Annotated in this window: 13 protein-coding genes; 7 read left to right on the forward strand and 6 right to left on the reverse strand. The window is 70.9% G+C overall.

Features of this window, described 5'->3' with window-relative positions; genetic code table 11:
• Positions 1 to 205: 205 nt before the first annotated feature.
• A complete protein-coding gene (gene rpsA / locus ACZ7C5_RS23970; protein ID WP_188296733.1) occupies positions 206 to 1,696 on the reverse strand; it encodes a 30S ribosomal protein S1 in 1,491 nt (496 codons plus the stop codon).
• Between the two features lie 417 nt (positions 1,697 to 2,113).
• Here rpsA and ACZ7C5_RS23975 point away from each other — a divergent pair, with 417 nt between their 5' ends.
• From ACZ7C5_RS23975 to ACZ7C5_RS23985, 3 genes are all read left to right on the forward strand, one after another.
• Positions 2,114 to 3,007: a class I SAM-dependent methyltransferase gene (locus ACZ7C5_RS23975; protein WP_401079181.1), complete on the forward strand. Its 894-nt coding sequence runs from the start codon at positions 2,114 to 2,116 to the stop codon at positions 3,005 to 3,007.
• A 4-nt stretch (positions 3,008 to 3,011) separates the two neighbouring features.
• Positions 3,012 to 5,525, forward strand: a complete 2,514-nt coding sequence (gene hrpB / locus ACZ7C5_RS23980) for an ATP-dependent helicase HrpB (protein ID WP_401079179.1) — start codon at positions 3,012 to 3,014, stop codon at positions 5,523 to 5,525.
• Positions 5,526 to 5,870: 345 nt separating this feature from the next.
• A complete protein-coding gene (locus ACZ7C5_RS23985) occupies positions 5,871 to 6,347 on the forward strand; it encodes a hypothetical protein (RefSeq protein ID WP_401079177.1) in 477 nt (158 codons plus the stop codon).
• A 191-nt stretch (positions 6,348 to 6,538) separates the two neighbouring features.
• Here the strand turns inward: ACZ7C5_RS23985 and ACZ7C5_RS23990 are convergent, their stop codons facing one another.
• A complete protein-coding gene (locus ACZ7C5_RS23990) occupies positions 6,539 to 6,715 on the reverse strand; it encodes a hypothetical protein (protein ID WP_401079175.1) in 177 nt (58 codons plus the stop codon).
• 193 nt (positions 6,716 to 6,908) lie between these two features.
• Positions 6,909 to 7,370 carry an NUDIX hydrolase gene (locus ACZ7C5_RS23995; RefSeq protein ID WP_401079794.1) on the reverse strand — a complete coding sequence of 154 codons (462 nt, stop codon included), beginning with the start codon at positions 7,368 to 7,370 and terminating at the stop codon, positions 6,909 to 6,911.
• Positions 7,371 to 7,387: 17 nt separating this feature from the next.
• Between ACZ7C5_RS23995 and ACZ7C5_RS24000 the strand changes: the two genes are divergently transcribed.
• From ACZ7C5_RS24000 to ACZ7C5_RS24015, 4 genes are all read left to right on the forward strand, one after another.
• The gene (locus ACZ7C5_RS24000) at positions 7,388 to 8,167 is read left to right on the forward strand and encodes a GntR family transcriptional regulator (RefSeq protein WP_401079173.1); all 780 of its coding nucleotides are present in this window, start codon (positions 7,388 to 7,390) and stop codon (positions 8,165 to 8,167) included.
• A 952-nt stretch (positions 8,168 to 9,119) separates the two neighbouring features.
• Entirely contained in the window at positions 9,120 to 9,485 is a 366-nt protein-coding gene (locus ACZ7C5_RS24005; RefSeq protein ID WP_470323445.1) for a hypothetical protein, read from the forward strand.
• 22 nt (positions 9,486 to 9,507) lie between these two features.
• The gene (locus tag ACZ7C5_RS24010) at positions 9,508 to 9,993 is read left to right on the forward strand and encodes a radical SAM protein (protein ID WP_401079169.1); all 486 of its coding nucleotides are present in this window, start codon (positions 9,508 to 9,510) and stop codon (positions 9,991 to 9,993) included.
• Positions 9,990 to 10,427, forward strand: coding sequence for a hypothetical protein (locus ACZ7C5_RS24015; RefSeq protein ID WP_470323446.1), 438 nt, complete (start codon positions 9,990 to 9,992; stop codon positions 10,425 to 10,427). The genes ACZ7C5_RS24010 and ACZ7C5_RS24015 overlap by 4 nt, the downstream gene beginning before the upstream one ends.
• 182 nt (positions 10,428 to 10,609) lie before the next feature.
• On the opposite strand, the gene ACZ7C5_RS24020 is transcribed toward ACZ7C5_RS24015, so the two are convergent.
• The 3 genes from ACZ7C5_RS24020 to polA form a co-directional block, all read right to left on the reverse strand.
• Complete coding sequence (locus ACZ7C5_RS24020) at positions 10,610 to 11,146, reverse strand: hypothetical protein (RefSeq protein WP_401079165.1); 537 nt, start codon at positions 11,144 to 11,146, stop codon at positions 10,610 to 10,612.
• Between the two features lie 346 nt (positions 11,147 to 11,492).
• The gene (locus ACZ7C5_RS24025) at positions 11,493 to 11,894 is read right to left on the reverse strand and encodes an NUDIX hydrolase (protein ID WP_470323447.1); all 402 of its coding nucleotides are present in this window, start codon (positions 11,892 to 11,894) and stop codon (positions 11,493 to 11,495) included.
• A 201-nt stretch (positions 11,895 to 12,095) separates the two neighbouring features.
• The gene (polA, locus tag ACZ7C5_RS24030) at positions 12,096 to 14,780 is read right to left on the reverse strand and encodes a DNA polymerase I (protein WP_401079792.1); all 2,685 of its coding nucleotides are present in this window, start codon (positions 14,778 to 14,780) and stop codon (positions 12,096 to 12,098) included.
• Between the last annotated feature and the right edge of the window lie 212 nt (positions 14,781 to 14,992).

The raw sequence follows: 14,992 nt of genomic DNA on the forward strand, positions 1-14,992 counted from the left end.
ATCTAGGTGCAACCCGAACTCCGGCCTATAGATGGGCAATGAGCCCCATCTCACACTTTCCTTCACATGAACATCACATAAGTGAAGGCGGGATAAGCCGGGCCCGGACCGCGGGAAGAGCCACCGCGGACAACGAAATGGGCCCCACCCGGAAAGTCCGGGTGGGGCCCACCGTCTAGCTATCGGCTAGCGGGAAGCGAGAGCCTCAGCTCTGGCCGCCGGCCAGCTTCTCGCGCAGGGCGGCGAGGGCCTCGTCGGAGGCCAGGGCGCCCGAGCCCTCGTCGCTGCTGGACGAGTAGGAACCACCGGCGGCAGCGGCGACGGCGTCGCCACCCTCCTCGGCGGCCTGGGCGTCGGCCTCGCGGCTCTTGATGACCTGCGCCTGGTGCTGCTCGAAGCGGCTCTGCGCCTCGGCGTACTGGCGCTCCCACTCCTCGCGCTGCTTCTCGAAGCCGGACAACCAGTCGTTCGCCTCGGGGTCGAAGCCCTCCGGGTAGATGTAGTTGCCCTGGTCGTCGTACGAGGCGGCCATGCCGTACAGGGTCGGGTCGAACTCGACCTCGGCCGGGTTGGCACCCAGGGCCTCGTTGGCCTGCTTGAGCGACAGGCTGATGCGGCGACGCTCGAGGTCGATGTCGATGACCTTGACGAAGATCTCGTCGCCGACCTGGACGACCTGCTCCGGGATCTCCACGTGGCGCTCGGCCAGCTCGGAGATGTGGACCAGACCCTCGATGCCCTCGTCCACGCGGACGAACGCACCGAACGGAACCAGCTTGGTGACCTTACCCGGAACGACCTGGCCGATCTGGTGGGTACGGGCGAACTGCTGCCACGGGTCCTCCTGGGTCGCCTTCAGCGACAGGGAGACACGCTCGCGGTCCATGTCGACGTCGAGAACCTCGACGGTGACCTCCTGGCCGACCTCGACAACCTCGGACGGGTGGTCGATGTGCTTCCAGGACAGCTCGGAGACGTGCACCAGGCCGTCGACGCCACCCAGGTCCACGAAGGCACCGAAGTTGACGATCGAGGAGACGACGCCGGAGCGCACCTGACCCTTCTGGAGGGTGGTGAGGAAGGTCTGGCGGACCTCGCTCTGGGTCTGCTCCAGCCAGGCACGGCGGGACAGGACCACGTTGTTGCGGTTCTTGTCCAGCTCGATGATCTTGGCCTCGAGCTCCTTGCCCACGTAGGGCTGGAGGTCGCGGACGCGGCGCATCTCGACGAGCGAGGCCGGAAGGAAGCCACGGAGGCCGATGTCGAGGATGAGACCACCCTTGACGACCTCGATGACGGTACCGGTGACGATCCCGTCCTCTTCCTTGATCTTCTCGATCGTGCCCCAGGCACGCTCGTACTGAGCGCGCTTCTTGGACAGGATGAGACGACCCTCCTTGTCCTCCTTCTGGAGAACCAGGGCCTCGATGTTGTCACCGACGGCGACGACCTCGTGCGGGTCAACGTCGTGCTTGATCGAGAGCTCGCGGGACGGGATGACGCCCTCGGTCTTGTAACCGATGTCGAGGAGGACCTCGTCACGGTCGACCTTCACGATGACGCCCTCGACGATGTCGCCATCGTTGAAGTACTTGATGGTCTCGTCGATGGCGGCGAGGAACGCCTCGGCGTCGCCGATGTCGTTGACCGCGACCTGCGGGGTGGTGCTGAGGGAGGAGTCGGTGGGGCTCGTCATTAGGAAAAGGGCTCCGGTACGGACATGAAAGTCGTAGGTAATGCCACGCGGAGGGCCCGTATCGCTCCCACCGAAAGCCGGACAGCCAAGAACACGGCGCACCGGGATTCCCGTGAACAACGAGAACCGGTGTCCGTCTTGCGACCGTGGGGTCTTCGACAGATGCGAGCGCGACCTGCTCCGTCCGAGGCGCGCAGGCCCGCAGCGCAACTTGTAGCATACGGGGACGGCCAGGCACGGTCAATGCCGAAGGACGGCAAGACGGTGGAGCCCGGTACGGATCAGGCCATATCCTCCGAATGCGCGCCTCGCGGCGGCGCCCGAAGGGGCCTTCTGTCCCCGGATGCCACCGCCAGGATCCGAGCCCTCACGGGCCGGTTCGCGGCAGCGGCGCTTCCGCACTCCATACCCTACGCGATGGGCATTGTCACCGTGGCCACCACCCCCCAGTCCGACTTCCACGATCTTGACACCTCCGTGGCCGGACCCTTCACGGACGCCGACGAGACCGAGGACGGCGACGACGCGGTGCGCCGCGAGGCCGGCACCGGGGAGAGCAGCCGGGCCAGCCGGCACTGGTGGGACCGCAACGCCGACGAGTACCAGGACGAGCACGGCGAGTTCCTCGGCGACGACCGCTTCACCTGGTGCCCCGAGGGCCTGGACGAGGCGGACGCCCGGCTGCTCGGCGAGGTGGCCGGCCGGGACGTGCTGGAGATCGGCGCCGGCGCCGCCCAGTGCTCCCGCTGGCTCGCCGCCCGGGGCGCCCGGCCGGTCGCCCTGGACATCTCCCACCGCCAGCTCCAGCACTCCCGCCGGATCGACCTCGGCCGCGGCACCGCGCCCGTCCCCGTCGTCCAGGCCGACGCCGCCGTGCTGCCGTTCGCCGACGCCTCCTTCGACCTCGCCTGCTCCGCCTACGGCGCCGTCCCGTTCAGCGCCGACACCGGCGCCCTGATGCGCGAGGTGCACCGGGTGCTGCGGCCCGGCGGGCGCTGGGTGTTCTCGGTGACCCACCCGATCCGCTGGGCCTTCCCGGACGAGCCCGGCGTCGAGGGCCTCACCGCGGCGTCCTCCTACTTCGACCGCACCCCGTACGTCGAGCAGGACGAGCAGGGCCACGCCAGCTACGTCGAGCACCACCGCACCCTCGGCGACCGGGTCCGCGAACTCGTCGCCGCCGGCTTCCGGCTGGTGGACCTGGTCGAGCCCGAGTGGCCGGCCGGCCTGGAGCAGGAGTGGGGCGGCTGGTCCCCGCTGCGCGGGCGGCTGATCCCCGGCACCGCGATCTTCGTCACCGAACGGGGCTGACGTCTTGCTGAACCCGGCCTGGCGCGAACTGCCCGTCCGCACCGCCCTGCCCGCCCTGCATGACGCGCTGGACGGGCCCGGCACCGCCGTCCTCGCCGCGCCGCCCGGCACCGGCAAGACCACCCTGGTGCCGCTCGCCCTGGCCGGACTGCTCTCCGACGGCCGGCCCGTACGGCGGGTGCTGGTCGCCGAACCGCGCCGGCTCGCCGTACGGGCCGCCGCCCGGCGGATGGCCTGGCTGCTCGGCTCGTCCGTGGGGCGCGAGGTCGGGTACACGGTGCGCGGGGACCGGCGCGTCGGGCCGGACACGGTGGTCGAGGTGGTCACCACCGGGGTGCTGCTCCAACGCCTCCAGCGCGACCAGGAGTTGCCCGGGGTGGACGTGGTCGTCCTGGACGAGTGCCACGAACGGCACCTGGACGCCGACACCGCGCTCGCCTTCCTGCTCGACGTCCGGGCGGCGCTGCGGCCCGAACTGCGGCTGGTCTGCGCCTCGGCCACCTCCGACACCGGGGCCTGGGCCGAACTGCTCGGCGGCGCACCGGTGGTGGAGGCGCACGGGACCTCCCACCCGGTCGAGGTGCTCTGGGCGCCGCCGCCCCGCGCCGTCCGGCCCGCTCACGGAACCCGGGTGGACCCGGCGCTGCTCGACCACGTCGCGGCGGTGGTACGGCGGGCCCTGGGCGAGCAGGACGGGGACGTGCTCTGCTTCCTGCCCGGCGTCGGCGAGATCGCCCGGGTGGCCGGGCAGCTGGGCGGCCTGCCCGCGGAGGTGTTGCAGCTGCACGGCCGCGCCCCGCAGGCCGTCCAGGACGCCGCGCTCACCCCGTCCTCGGCACGGCGGGTCGTGCTCACCACCGCCGTCGCCGAGTCCTCGCTCACCGTGCCGGGCGTACGGGTCGTGGTGGACGCCGGACTGGCCCGCGAACCCCGCACCGACCACGCCCGCGGACTGGCCGGGCTGGTCACCGTCCGGGCCTCCCTCGCCGCCGCCCGCCAGCGCGCCGGCCGCGCCGGGCGCGAGGCCCCCGGCACCGTCTACCGCTGCTGGAACGAGGCCGAGGACGCGCTCGCCGCCCGCTTCCCCACAGCGGAGATCGCGCTCGCCGACCTCACGTCGTTCGCCCTCCAGGCCGCCTGCTGGGGCGACCCGGACGCCACCGGCCTCGCCCTGCCCGACGCCCCGCCCGCCGGGGCGATGGCCGCCGCCCGGCAGACCCTCCAGGCCCTCGGCGCCGTCTCCCCGGACGGGCGGGCCACCGAGCGCGGCATCCGCCTCGCCCGCACGGGGCTGCACCCCCGGCTCGGCCGCGCCCTGGTCGACGGTGCTCCCGCCGTCGGCGCCCGCCGGGCGGCCGAACTCGTCGCGCTGCTCTCCGAGGAGCCGCCCCGGGCCCTCGGCGACGACCTCGGCGCGGTCTGGCGGACGGTCCGCACCTCCCGTGACCCCTACGCGGGCCGCTGGCGCGACGAAGTCCGCCGCCTGCTGCGCGCCACCTCCGACGAACCCCCCACCGGTCTGCCGGATGCCACCGCCGCCGGGCTGGTCGTCGCCCTCGCCTTCCCGGAGCGGATCGCCCGCGCCCGGGTGGAGCGGCCCGCCCCCGGCGAGCGCAGCCCGTACCTGATGGCCGGCGGAACGGCCGCCGAACTCGCGCCCGGCACGGTGCTCGGGGCGCTGCCGTGGCTCGCCGTCGCCGTCGCCGACCGCCCGGCGGGGTCGCACTCGGCCCGCATCCTGCACGCCGCGGCCCTGGACGAGGCCACCGCGTTGGTCGCCGGGGCGGCGCTGGTCGCCGCTCGCGACGAAGTCCACTGGGACACCCGGCGCGGCGAGGTCGTCTCCCGCCGGGTCGAGTCACTGGGCGCCATCGAACTCGCGGAGAAACCGCTCAACCGCCCCGACCGGGCCCTCGTCCGGGGCGCCCTCCTCGAAGGGCTGGCCCGCGAGGGCGTCAGCACGCTGCTGACGTTCCCCTCTGGCCTTCGCGAACGCCTCGCCTTCCTCCACACCGCCCTCGGCGCCCCCTGGCCCGACGTCAGCGACGAGGCTCTGCTTGAGCGCGCCGACGAGTGGCTGGAGCCCGAACTCTCCCGCGCCCGCCGCCGCTCCGACCTGACCAGGATCGATACGACGTCCGCCCTCCAGCGCCTGCTGCCGTGGGCCACCGGCGAGGCGGGCCGCCTCGACGAGTTCGCCCCGGAACGCGTCACCGTGCCGTCAGGATCAAAGATCCGCGTCGACTACAGCACCGAACGCCCGGTCCTGGCCGTCAAGTTGCAGGAACTCTTCGGCTGGAAAACCGCCCCCGCCCTGGCCGGAGGCCGCGTCCCGCTGACCATCCACCTGCTCTCCCCCGCCGGCCGCCCCGCCGCCGTCACCAGCGACCTGGAGGGCTTCTGGCACAACGGTTACCGCGCCGTCCGCGCGGACCTGAGGGGCCGCTACCCCCGCCATCCCTGGCCCGAGGACCCGACCACGGCCGAACCCACCCGCCGCGCCAACACCCGGAAGTAGCAGCGGCGCGATCCGGCCACCTGTCCGTGCGTTCACGGCTGGGAAGTGGCCGGATACGTGGCCACTCCCGCCGGATGCCGGAGATCCCCAGGAGGACGGCGCGGCGATCACCCGGTGAACGGCGCATGACGGGGTGATCGCCTTCCCCGCGCCGCACGTCCCGAATCCCTCGGACGGAAGGCGGCGGTCGGCAAGCCGGTTTCCGTCAGGAGAAGCACGCCGGAACTCGCACCAGCACATGGGCACCTTCAGTGAAGGAGCGGCTTCGCAACGGTTCATCGGACACTCTTCCGATGTCGCGTCCGCCATGGACACGACATGAACCAGCGAACTCCAGGGAGAAGCATGTCCAAGTGGACCGGGAACCTCGCCAAGCTGCTCGTCGCCGGCGCCGTCGCCACCACCGGCCTGGTCGTCGGCGCCGGTAGCGCCCACGCCAACGCGTCGGCCTGCCGATCGGACACCACCCACAACTACGCCTACGTCACCAACAACATCTCCATCGACTCGTGTTACTTCGTCTCCGGCGGCTACACCATGTCCGGCGCCATCGCCTTCAACAACGACCCCGGCAGCACCGTCGTGTACTGCGCGCACGCGATCAACGTCAACACCGGCGGCTGGGCCCACGACTTCGGCTGCGCTCCGGCGACTTCGGCGAACACCGGCTTCGTGAACGCGGGCACCGGCGGCGGGGCCGCCGGGTACAGCCAGTACTGGAACGCGCCGGCCGGCACGTACGTGGTCTCCGCCGGCTTCTGGCTGAACGGCACCTATTACGGCGACGTCCAGAGCCCCCGCACCACCATCGGCGCCCACTGACCGGCCACCCGGCCCGGGACCCCACTGCCCGTCGAGGGGCAGTGGGGTCCGTCGAGTCCTCCGATGAGGCCCCGCGGGCGCGGTCCCGACCCCGGTCCCGGGAAGGCCGTTCGAACGGGGAAGGACACCTGCCATGGCACCGACTGTCCTGATTGCCAGCCGCCCCTTCGCGGCTGACGCCGCCAGTGGCGTCAGCCGCGCCGGTCCGGCCGGATCGCGGAGAAGAGGACGAGCGCCAGGATCACGACGGTGAAGACGATCAGGAGCTCCCGGAAGCCCTCGGAACTGGCGGGCAGCCAGCCCTGGAGGAGCCCGACCAGCAGCACGATGTCGAGCACCACCGCGATCGCGTACCCTGGCCGCTTCATTCGCTCCCCCTCCCGGATCCCGCTCGCGCGATACCCGCCATTTTCTGGGAGGTCGAGCGGAATTTGACGATGCGACAGCCAACGTCGGCATCCCGGAATCCGCCCCCGTCAACGCGAGTGGCAGCGACTTCGCCCCGGGAGCGTCCAGGTCGTCACGCCTGGACGCGGTCCACCACCTCCGCCGCCCGGCTTGTCACAGCAGGTGTCGGCCGTCATGAGTCCGGACACTTGGTGCGGTGTCGCCCCGAAGCCCGTCCAGGACACGCACGGCATAGACCTCGGCCATGCGCTCGGAGACCTCGGCCGGTGTGAGCCAGGCGACCTCGACCGACTCTTCCGAAAGCCGTATCTCCTTGCTCTCCGGTCGGCAGCGAAGGACGAGGGCGACGATCCCCCGGCTCACGTTCTTGTAGACGCCGGTCAGCCGCTCCACGCCGACCTTGATCCCGGTCTCCTCGTAGATCTCGCGACGCACGCCGTCCTCGATGGCCTCATCCGGTTCCAGCACGCCACCCGGGGGTTCCCAAGTTCCGTTGTCAGCCCGACGAATCGCCAGCACGCAGCCGTCCTCGCGCACCACCACTCCGGCGACGGACACCGAGTGGAGCGGCGTTGACCGGGACTTCCCGGCACTGTTACTCATGTGCAGGAGAATAGGAGCCCTGAAGGACTATGGCGAATGGTGAAGTGGCCTCGTCGGCCACAGCGAAGTACCTACAGATAGCGGCCGACCTCGCCGCACAGATCAAGTCGGGCGTTCTACCTCCCGGCGCGATCGTGCCGAGCGAGGCCGAGCTCATGCAGCGGTATGGAGTCGCATCCGGGACAGCGCGCAAGGCCGTCGCCGAACTCCGAACGGCTCAGCTCATCGAGACTCACCACGGTCGAGGCTCGTTCGTCCGCTCCCGCCCGCCGGTACAGCGGAAGTCCGCGGACCGGTTCCGCCGCGCCCATCGCAAGGCCGGCAAGGCCGCGTACCTCGCAGAGGCGGAGACCTCTGGCGGCGTCCCGTCCGTGACCGTGCTTTTCGTGGGCCCGACAGCAGCGCCTTCTGAGATCGCCGATCGACTGGGTCTTCCCACCGGCACCCAGGTACTGGCTCGCAAGCGCCGGTACTTCCGCGATGGGACACCTACCGAGGAAGCCACGTCGTACCTGCCGTGGGACGTAGTCAGGGACATCCCTGAGGTCTTCGCCGACAACCCCGGCGGCGGCGGCATCTACGCCCGCCTCGAAGACCACGGCTACTCCCTGGCCGAGTTCACCGAGTCCGTACAGGCCCGGCTCGCAACCAAGCCCGAGACCAAAGCGCTCGCACTGAGCCCCGGAGCGCCGGTGATCCATCTCATTCGCGAAGCCATCACCACGGATGGCCGGGTGGTGGAGGTGTGCGACACCGTCATGGCCGCCGACCAGTTCGTTCTCGACTACCGGTTCCCCGCTCATGACTGACTGATAATCAATTTCCTCAACCCGTCGCGAGATTCTCCTCGCGACGGGTTGACTCATATACAGGAGTCAGGCACTCTTCTACTTGCTACTCATGTACATAAGTACATGGCTTCGTCTCACGTCCATGAGACGGCCGAGTCGTAGCACCCGGCTACTGGATGGCGCCACAGCAGGAATGTGTGGCGCGACGAGTCTCTCCATCCGTACACACTGACCCCCTGGGGTACTTCACCATGGTCAAAACCTGCTGCCGCCCCCACCCATGCCCGCACGGGCTGCTGGGCCGCCCGTCTGGACATCCCGGGCACCGTCACCGTCCGCTCCCGCCCGCACCCGAAGGCCCCGGGTTCGCCCGCAGGGAGGACATGGAATCCACCCATGGCGCCTGGGCCGCCCGGTCGCGCTCTGGCGTAGCTCCTTGTCCACACCCACAGGCGCTCTCCCCAACTGCGGAGTGACACCGCATCACGCACGCCCGATCCAAGACGTGCTTCCTCCCCGTCCTCCCGAGGTACCCCCATGCTCACGTCCCACCGGCCCCGCATGTTCGTCGCGCGCCTCGACTCCCGGATCGAATCCAAGCCCCTGGCCCGCTACTTGCTGCGGGCCTACCCGGCCGGACTCCCCACCGGCGACCGCTACACCGACACCGCCGAACTCCTCCTCGGCGAACTGTTCGCCAACGCCGTCCAGCACTCCGACGCCCCCGACGACTGCCACATCGAGATCCACTTCGCCCTCACCCCGGATGACCTGCTGCGCCTCGAAGTCCACGACGCCGGCGCCAACACCCCCACCCTCCACACCCCAACGCCCTTCAACGAATACGGACGGACGAGGACTCCACCTCGTCAACGAGCTCGCCGAACGCTGGGGCTACTCCCCCCGCCCGGGCGGCATCGGCAAGTTCGTCTGGACCCTCATCGCCCCCGCCACCACCTGAAAGCCCCCGATGAACCTCACCACCCTCGCCCGCCACGCCCTCACCCGCGGCCACACCCCCGCCGCCACCTACGCCCTCCTTACCAAACGCTCCGGCAAACCCCTGCCCTCCGCCCGCGCCGTCTGCCTCGCCCTCACCATCCCCCTCGCCGAGACCACCCGCCACCTCACCGACTGCCACGACGCCCTCCTCGCCGACCCCCGCCCGAACTCCGAAACCGACACCGGCGAAGTCCTCGAAGCCCTCGGCGTCTTCGACATCCCCAAGTCCCTCACCGACACCGAACTCACCTACGCCCTCACCCAAGCCCAAGCCCAAGCCGCCAAGCACCAGAAGTCGGCCCCACCGACTTCCCGCGCGCCGAACGGACGCTGACGCCGAATGGAGAGGACCGACCGTGAGCACCACACCGACCCGACAGGATGCGGCCCTGCTGCGCCGCTACCAGCACCGGATCCTCGGCGTTCCCCGGAACCTGGTGGTCCAGCCAACCGGCTTCTGCAATCTGGACTGCACGTACTGCTATCTGCCCGGCCGCGACAACAAGTCCCCCATGCCGGCAGCGGTCGCCGAGGCCGTCGCACGATCGGCAAGCGAACTGGTGGGCCGCCATCGCAAACCCCTCGGGCTGATCTGGCACGCCGGAGAGCCGCTGGCACTCGGGCGTCCGCGCTTCACGGAGCTGCTCCAACCCTTCGAGGAACTGCGCCGCAAGGGCCTGTTGGAGCACGCCGTCCAGACGAACGCCACCCTGATCGACGACGAGTGGTGCGACCTCCTGACCGAGTACGGCTTCCGGGTGGGCGTGAGCATCGACGGCCCCGCAGACCTGACCGCCCGGCGCACCGACCGCAAGGGCGCCCGGCGTTCGACCGGATCATGAAGGGAATCGGGCGGCTGCACCATCACAACGTCCCGTTCTCGTTGATCGCCGTCGTCGGACGGGAGAGCATCGCCCGCCCCGACCGGCTCCTCGACTTCCTTGCCGCACTCCGGCCGGTCAGCATCGGCCTCAACACCGAGGAGTTGGAGGGCGTCAACACCGAGCGGACCCCGCCCACCCGCGAACAGGCCGTCGGGTTCTGGCGCGAGGTTCTTGACCCGGCGCACCACCCACACACCGACGACATCCGGGCCTACGTGCGCGCCGGGCATCCCTTGCGCTGCCTACGGCTGCGGCTCGATCCAGGCGAGGGATACATCGCCCCCACCGAACTGCTGCCCCATGACGGATCCACGAGCGACCTCCCCGAACCTTCCACTGCCGCGTTCTGGCTCGACCACTGGCCGATCGGGGTGTTCCCCTCCCTGATCTGACCGACAGGACGCGGTGCCCGTGTGCGGTCCGGAAGAACGACCACCGCGCGCCCGCGTGGAAACATCTGGAAACCTTCCGCATCGCGAGGCACTGTCGTGCACGGGAAGTCGACCCCGCCGACGTCCCGCGCGGCCCGGCCTCGTCCTCTCGGGGAGTCCGGGCCCGGGGCGCCGCCCGTCGGTCACTCCCAGCGCCAGCCGTTCTTGTCCTCGCAGGTGAGGACGTGCCCTGTGGCATCGGTGCCGGTGTCTCCATGGGCGCTGTTGGGGCAGAACCTCCCCCGGACGATGCAGGCGCCCTTGGAGTCGGTGGTGCACCCGGCCGCCTGGTGCTGCGTGGGCGTGGGCTGCGGCGCCGGCGGGGTGTGCGCCGGAGCCGGTTCGTGGGTGGCCGGGGCGGCAGGAGCGGGCGTCGAGGTCGGTGCCTCGTGTACTGCCTCGGTCGCACTCGCGGCCGGGGGCGGCGGCGTGATGACCGGCGGGGCGGCCGGGGCAGCCCCCGGGCAGTCCTCCTCGTTCTTCACGACGGACAGCGTCACCGTCATGTCCTTCACCGAGGGTTCCCCGGCGGCCGGCTGCTGGGAGCAGACCTTCCAGTGGCTCGGCATGAGGACCGAGCGGGTGTGGGACTCGCCCGGGTGGACGTCCTTGAAGTCCACGTTCTTGGCGACGCGGGCGTCCCGCTGCTGCAAGGCGTCCTTGGCCTTGTCCCCGTGCATGCCGACGACACTCGGAACCGGTGTGCCGTTCGTCCCGGCAACGCCCGAAGCCGACGTGCCGTCAGCCTCGGCCTTGCAGCCGGCCATCACGAGCACGGCGGCGACCGCACCCGCACCGAGGACGGTCGCCCGCGCCCTGCGGGACGGACTCGCGGGACGGACTCGGCGCGGCTGGAATATCGGCGGCTGTATCACGGCAGGAAGACACACTTTCGAGTCAGTGGCGGCGCATCGCGCCGGGTTCCGAACGCGGAGAACGCCTGAACGTACCCCAGTCGAACTCGCGGTGGCATCCGCGCCCGAAATCCGGGCCCGCGCTGGCTGCCGACGCCGCCCCGCCCCGGCGTCAGCTCAGCAGGCCCGCCGCGTGCAGGTGGTCGAAGATGAGGCGGTCGACGGGCGACGTACGGTGCCTGTCGCCGTACGCGAGCCAGACCGCCTCCTCGATCTCGCTGCTCGCCTCCAGGTGCCCCTCGTACGCCGCGGTGTAGCAGGTCATCCGGACGACAACGCCGTCCGGATGCCCGTGGGCCTGGGCCTCGAACACGCCCAGCAGTGCCGCGGACTCGGGCGCGATCGCAACGGTGAGTTCCTCGGCGATCTCCCGCACCAGGGTGTCGAGGCCGCTCTCCCCGGGCTCCCGCTTGCCACCCGGCAGGTAGTAGGCGTCCTTGCCGCGGGAACGCGTGCTCAGCACCTTCCCGCCTTCCGTGTGGATCCAGGCCACCTTGTCGATGACGGTTGCCATGTCTCTTCCCCACTCCTCGACCGGTCCGGCCGGACTCGCCCCTGGAAGCCCCGGACACCGCCCACACCGACCCGCCCACCAGCGCCGCCAACCCGGCGGGGACCACCACCCGGGGCCACGGGAACCTCCGGGCCGCCTCCGGTTCGGGACCGCGACGGGCCCGGACACTCGCGTGCCCGGGCCCGTGCGACAGCGGTGCTGTCAGTGCGCGGCGGCCTCCCAGTCGGCGCCGACGCCGACCGAGACGTCCAGCGGGGCGCGCAGCGGGTAGGCGCCCGCCATCTGCTCGCGGACCAGGGCCTCGACCGGCTCGCGCTCGCCCGGGGCCAGCTCCAGCACGATTTCGTCGTGCACCTGGAGCAGCATCCGGGAGGTGAGCCCGGCCGTGCGCAGCGCCTCGTCCACCCGGAGCATGGCGATCTTGACGATGTCGGCGGCCGAGCCCTGGATCGGGGCGTTGAGCGCCATCCGCTCGGCCATCTCGCGGCGCTGGCGGTTGTCGCTGTTGAGGTCCGGCAGGTAGCGGCGGCGGCCGAGCAGGGTCTCGGTGTAGCCCGTCGCGCGCGCTTCCTCGACGACCCGGTGCAGGTAGTCGCGCACGCCGCCGAAGCGCTCGAAGTAGGTGTCCATCAGGCCCTGCGCCTCGCCGGGCTTGATGCCGAGCTGCTGCGAGAGCCCGTACGCGGACAGCCCGTACGCCAGGCCGTAGGACATCGCCTTGATCTTGCGGCGCATCTCGGCGTCCACCGCGGCGCCGGGGACCTCGAAGACCTGGGAGGCGACGGTGGTGTGCAGGTCCTCGCCGGAGGCGAAGGCTTCGAGCAGCGCCTCGTCCTCGGACAGGTGCGCCATGATCCGCAGCTCGATCTGCGAGTAGTCGGCGGTGAGCAGGGACTCGTAGCCCTCGCCGACGATGAAGGCGCGGCGGATGGCCCGGCCCTCCTCGGTGCGGACCGGGATGTTCTGGAGGTTCGGGTCCTGGGAGGAGAGCCGGCCGGTGGCGGCGACCATCTGGTTGAAGGTGGTGTGGATGCGGCCCTTGGGCGAGACGGTCTTGAGCAGGCCCTCGACGGTGGTGCGCAGCTTGGCCTGGTCGCGGTGGCGCAGCAGGATGACCGGCAGCTCGTTGTCGGTCTGGGTGGCCAGCCAGGTGAGCGCGTCGGCGTCGGTGGTGTAGCCGGTCTTGATCTTCTTGGTCTTGGGGAGCGCGAGTTCGCCGAAGAGGATCTCCTGGAGCTGCTTGGGCGAGCCGAGGTTGAACTCGTGCCCGGCGGCGGCGTGCGCCTCCTCCACCACGCGCTGGATCTCGGCGGCGAACTGCGCCTCCAGCGTGGTGAGCCAGTCGCGGTCGGCGGCGATGCCGTAGCGCTCCATCCTGGCCAGCAGGGCGGCGATGGGCAGTTCCATGTCGTGCATCAGCCCGGCGGCGCCGACCTCGGCGAGGCGGGTGTCGAAGAGCGCGGCGAGGTCGAGCACGGCGCGGGCCTGGAGCATCAGCGCCTGGGCTGCGGCCGTCTCGTCCTCCTCCGGTGCGTCGAAGGCGAGTTGGCCGCTCTCGGTGGCGGGGGCGGGGGTGAGCGAGCGGGCCAGGTACTCCTCGGCGAGCACCTCCAGGGTGAAGGTGCGGCGGCCGGGCTTCTCCAGGTAGGCGGCGAGCGCGGTGTCGGCGACGACGCCCTCGACGGCCCAGCCGCGCTCGGCGAAGGCGCGCATGACGTGCTTGGCGATGTGCAGGGCCTTGGGGGCGGCCGGGTCGGCGAGCCAGCCGGCAAGGGCCCGCTCGTCCTCCTCGGCGAGCAGTGCCGGGTCGAACCAGGCGGCGGACTCCCCTGCGGCGAGGGCGACTTCGGTGACTTCGCCGGTGCCGAGCGCCCACTGGTAGACAGCGGCCAGCGCGACGGCGGTCTTGCCGTCGGAGGCGTGCTCGGCCAGCCAGGCGGCCAGGGTGCCCGGGTCGGTGAGGAGTTCGCCGTCCACCTCGACGCCGGGGGCGAGTTCGGCGGCCTCCTCCTCGCCGCTGGAGGGGTCGATGCCGAAGACGCGGTCGCGGAAGTTGGCGTTGCGGAACTCCAGCGACTCCATCAGGGTGCCGACGGCGGACTTGTCGAACGGCTTGCGGTCCAGGTCGGTGACACCGAGCGGGAGTTCGACGTCGCGGACCAGCTCGGTGAGCACCCGGTTGCGCTTGACCGAGTCGAGGTTGTCGCGCAGCTTCTCGCCGATCTTGCCCTTCACCTCGTCGGCGCGGGCGACGAGTTCCTCGAAGGAGCCGAACTGGTTGACCCACTTGGCGGCGGTCTTCTCGCCGACGCCGGGGATGCCGGGCAGGTTGTCGGACGGGTCGCCGCGCAGCGCGGCGAGGTCCGGGTACTGGCGCGGGGTGACGCCGTACTTCTCGGCGACCTTCTCCGGGGTGAAGCGGGTCAGCTCGGAGACGCCCTTGGTGGGGTAGAGCACGGTGACGTGGTCGGTGACCAGCTGGAGCGAGTCGCGGTCGCCGGTGACGATGTCGACGTCGTAGCCGGCCGCCTCGGCGGCGGTGGCCAGGGTGGCGATGATGTCGTCGGCCTCGAAGCCCTCGGCCGTCAGCCGGGGGACGTTCATGGCGTCGAGCAGTTCGCCGATCAGGCCGACCTGGCTGCGGAACTCGTCCGGCGTCTTGGCGCGGTTGGCCTTGTAGTCGGGGAACTCGACGGAGCGGAAGGTCTGCCGGGAGAGGTCGAAGGCGACCGCGAGGTGGGTGGGCCGCTCGTCCCGGACGGTGTTGGCGAGCATCGAGGCGAAGCCGTAGACCGCGTTGGTGGGCTGGCCGGTGGAGGTGTTGAAGTTCTCCACGGGCAGGGCGTAGAAGGCCCGGTAGGCCATCGAGTGCCCGTCGAGCAGCATCAGCCGGGGCCGCGGGCCGGCCCCGCCGCCACCCGTCGCGCCCTTGTCCGTACTCTGCGTAGCCACGTCAACGTCCGTTCCTGCCGATTCCACTACCGGCCACCGATCCTATGGCCCGGCACCGACAAAAAGGACGCCGCGCCGGTTCTGCCACAGCTGTTACCTACGAGTAGGACGGTCGTACGATCACAGTCGGCACATACCCGAGCGGC

This window comes from Kitasatospora sp. NPDC036993 (assembly GCF_055607525.1).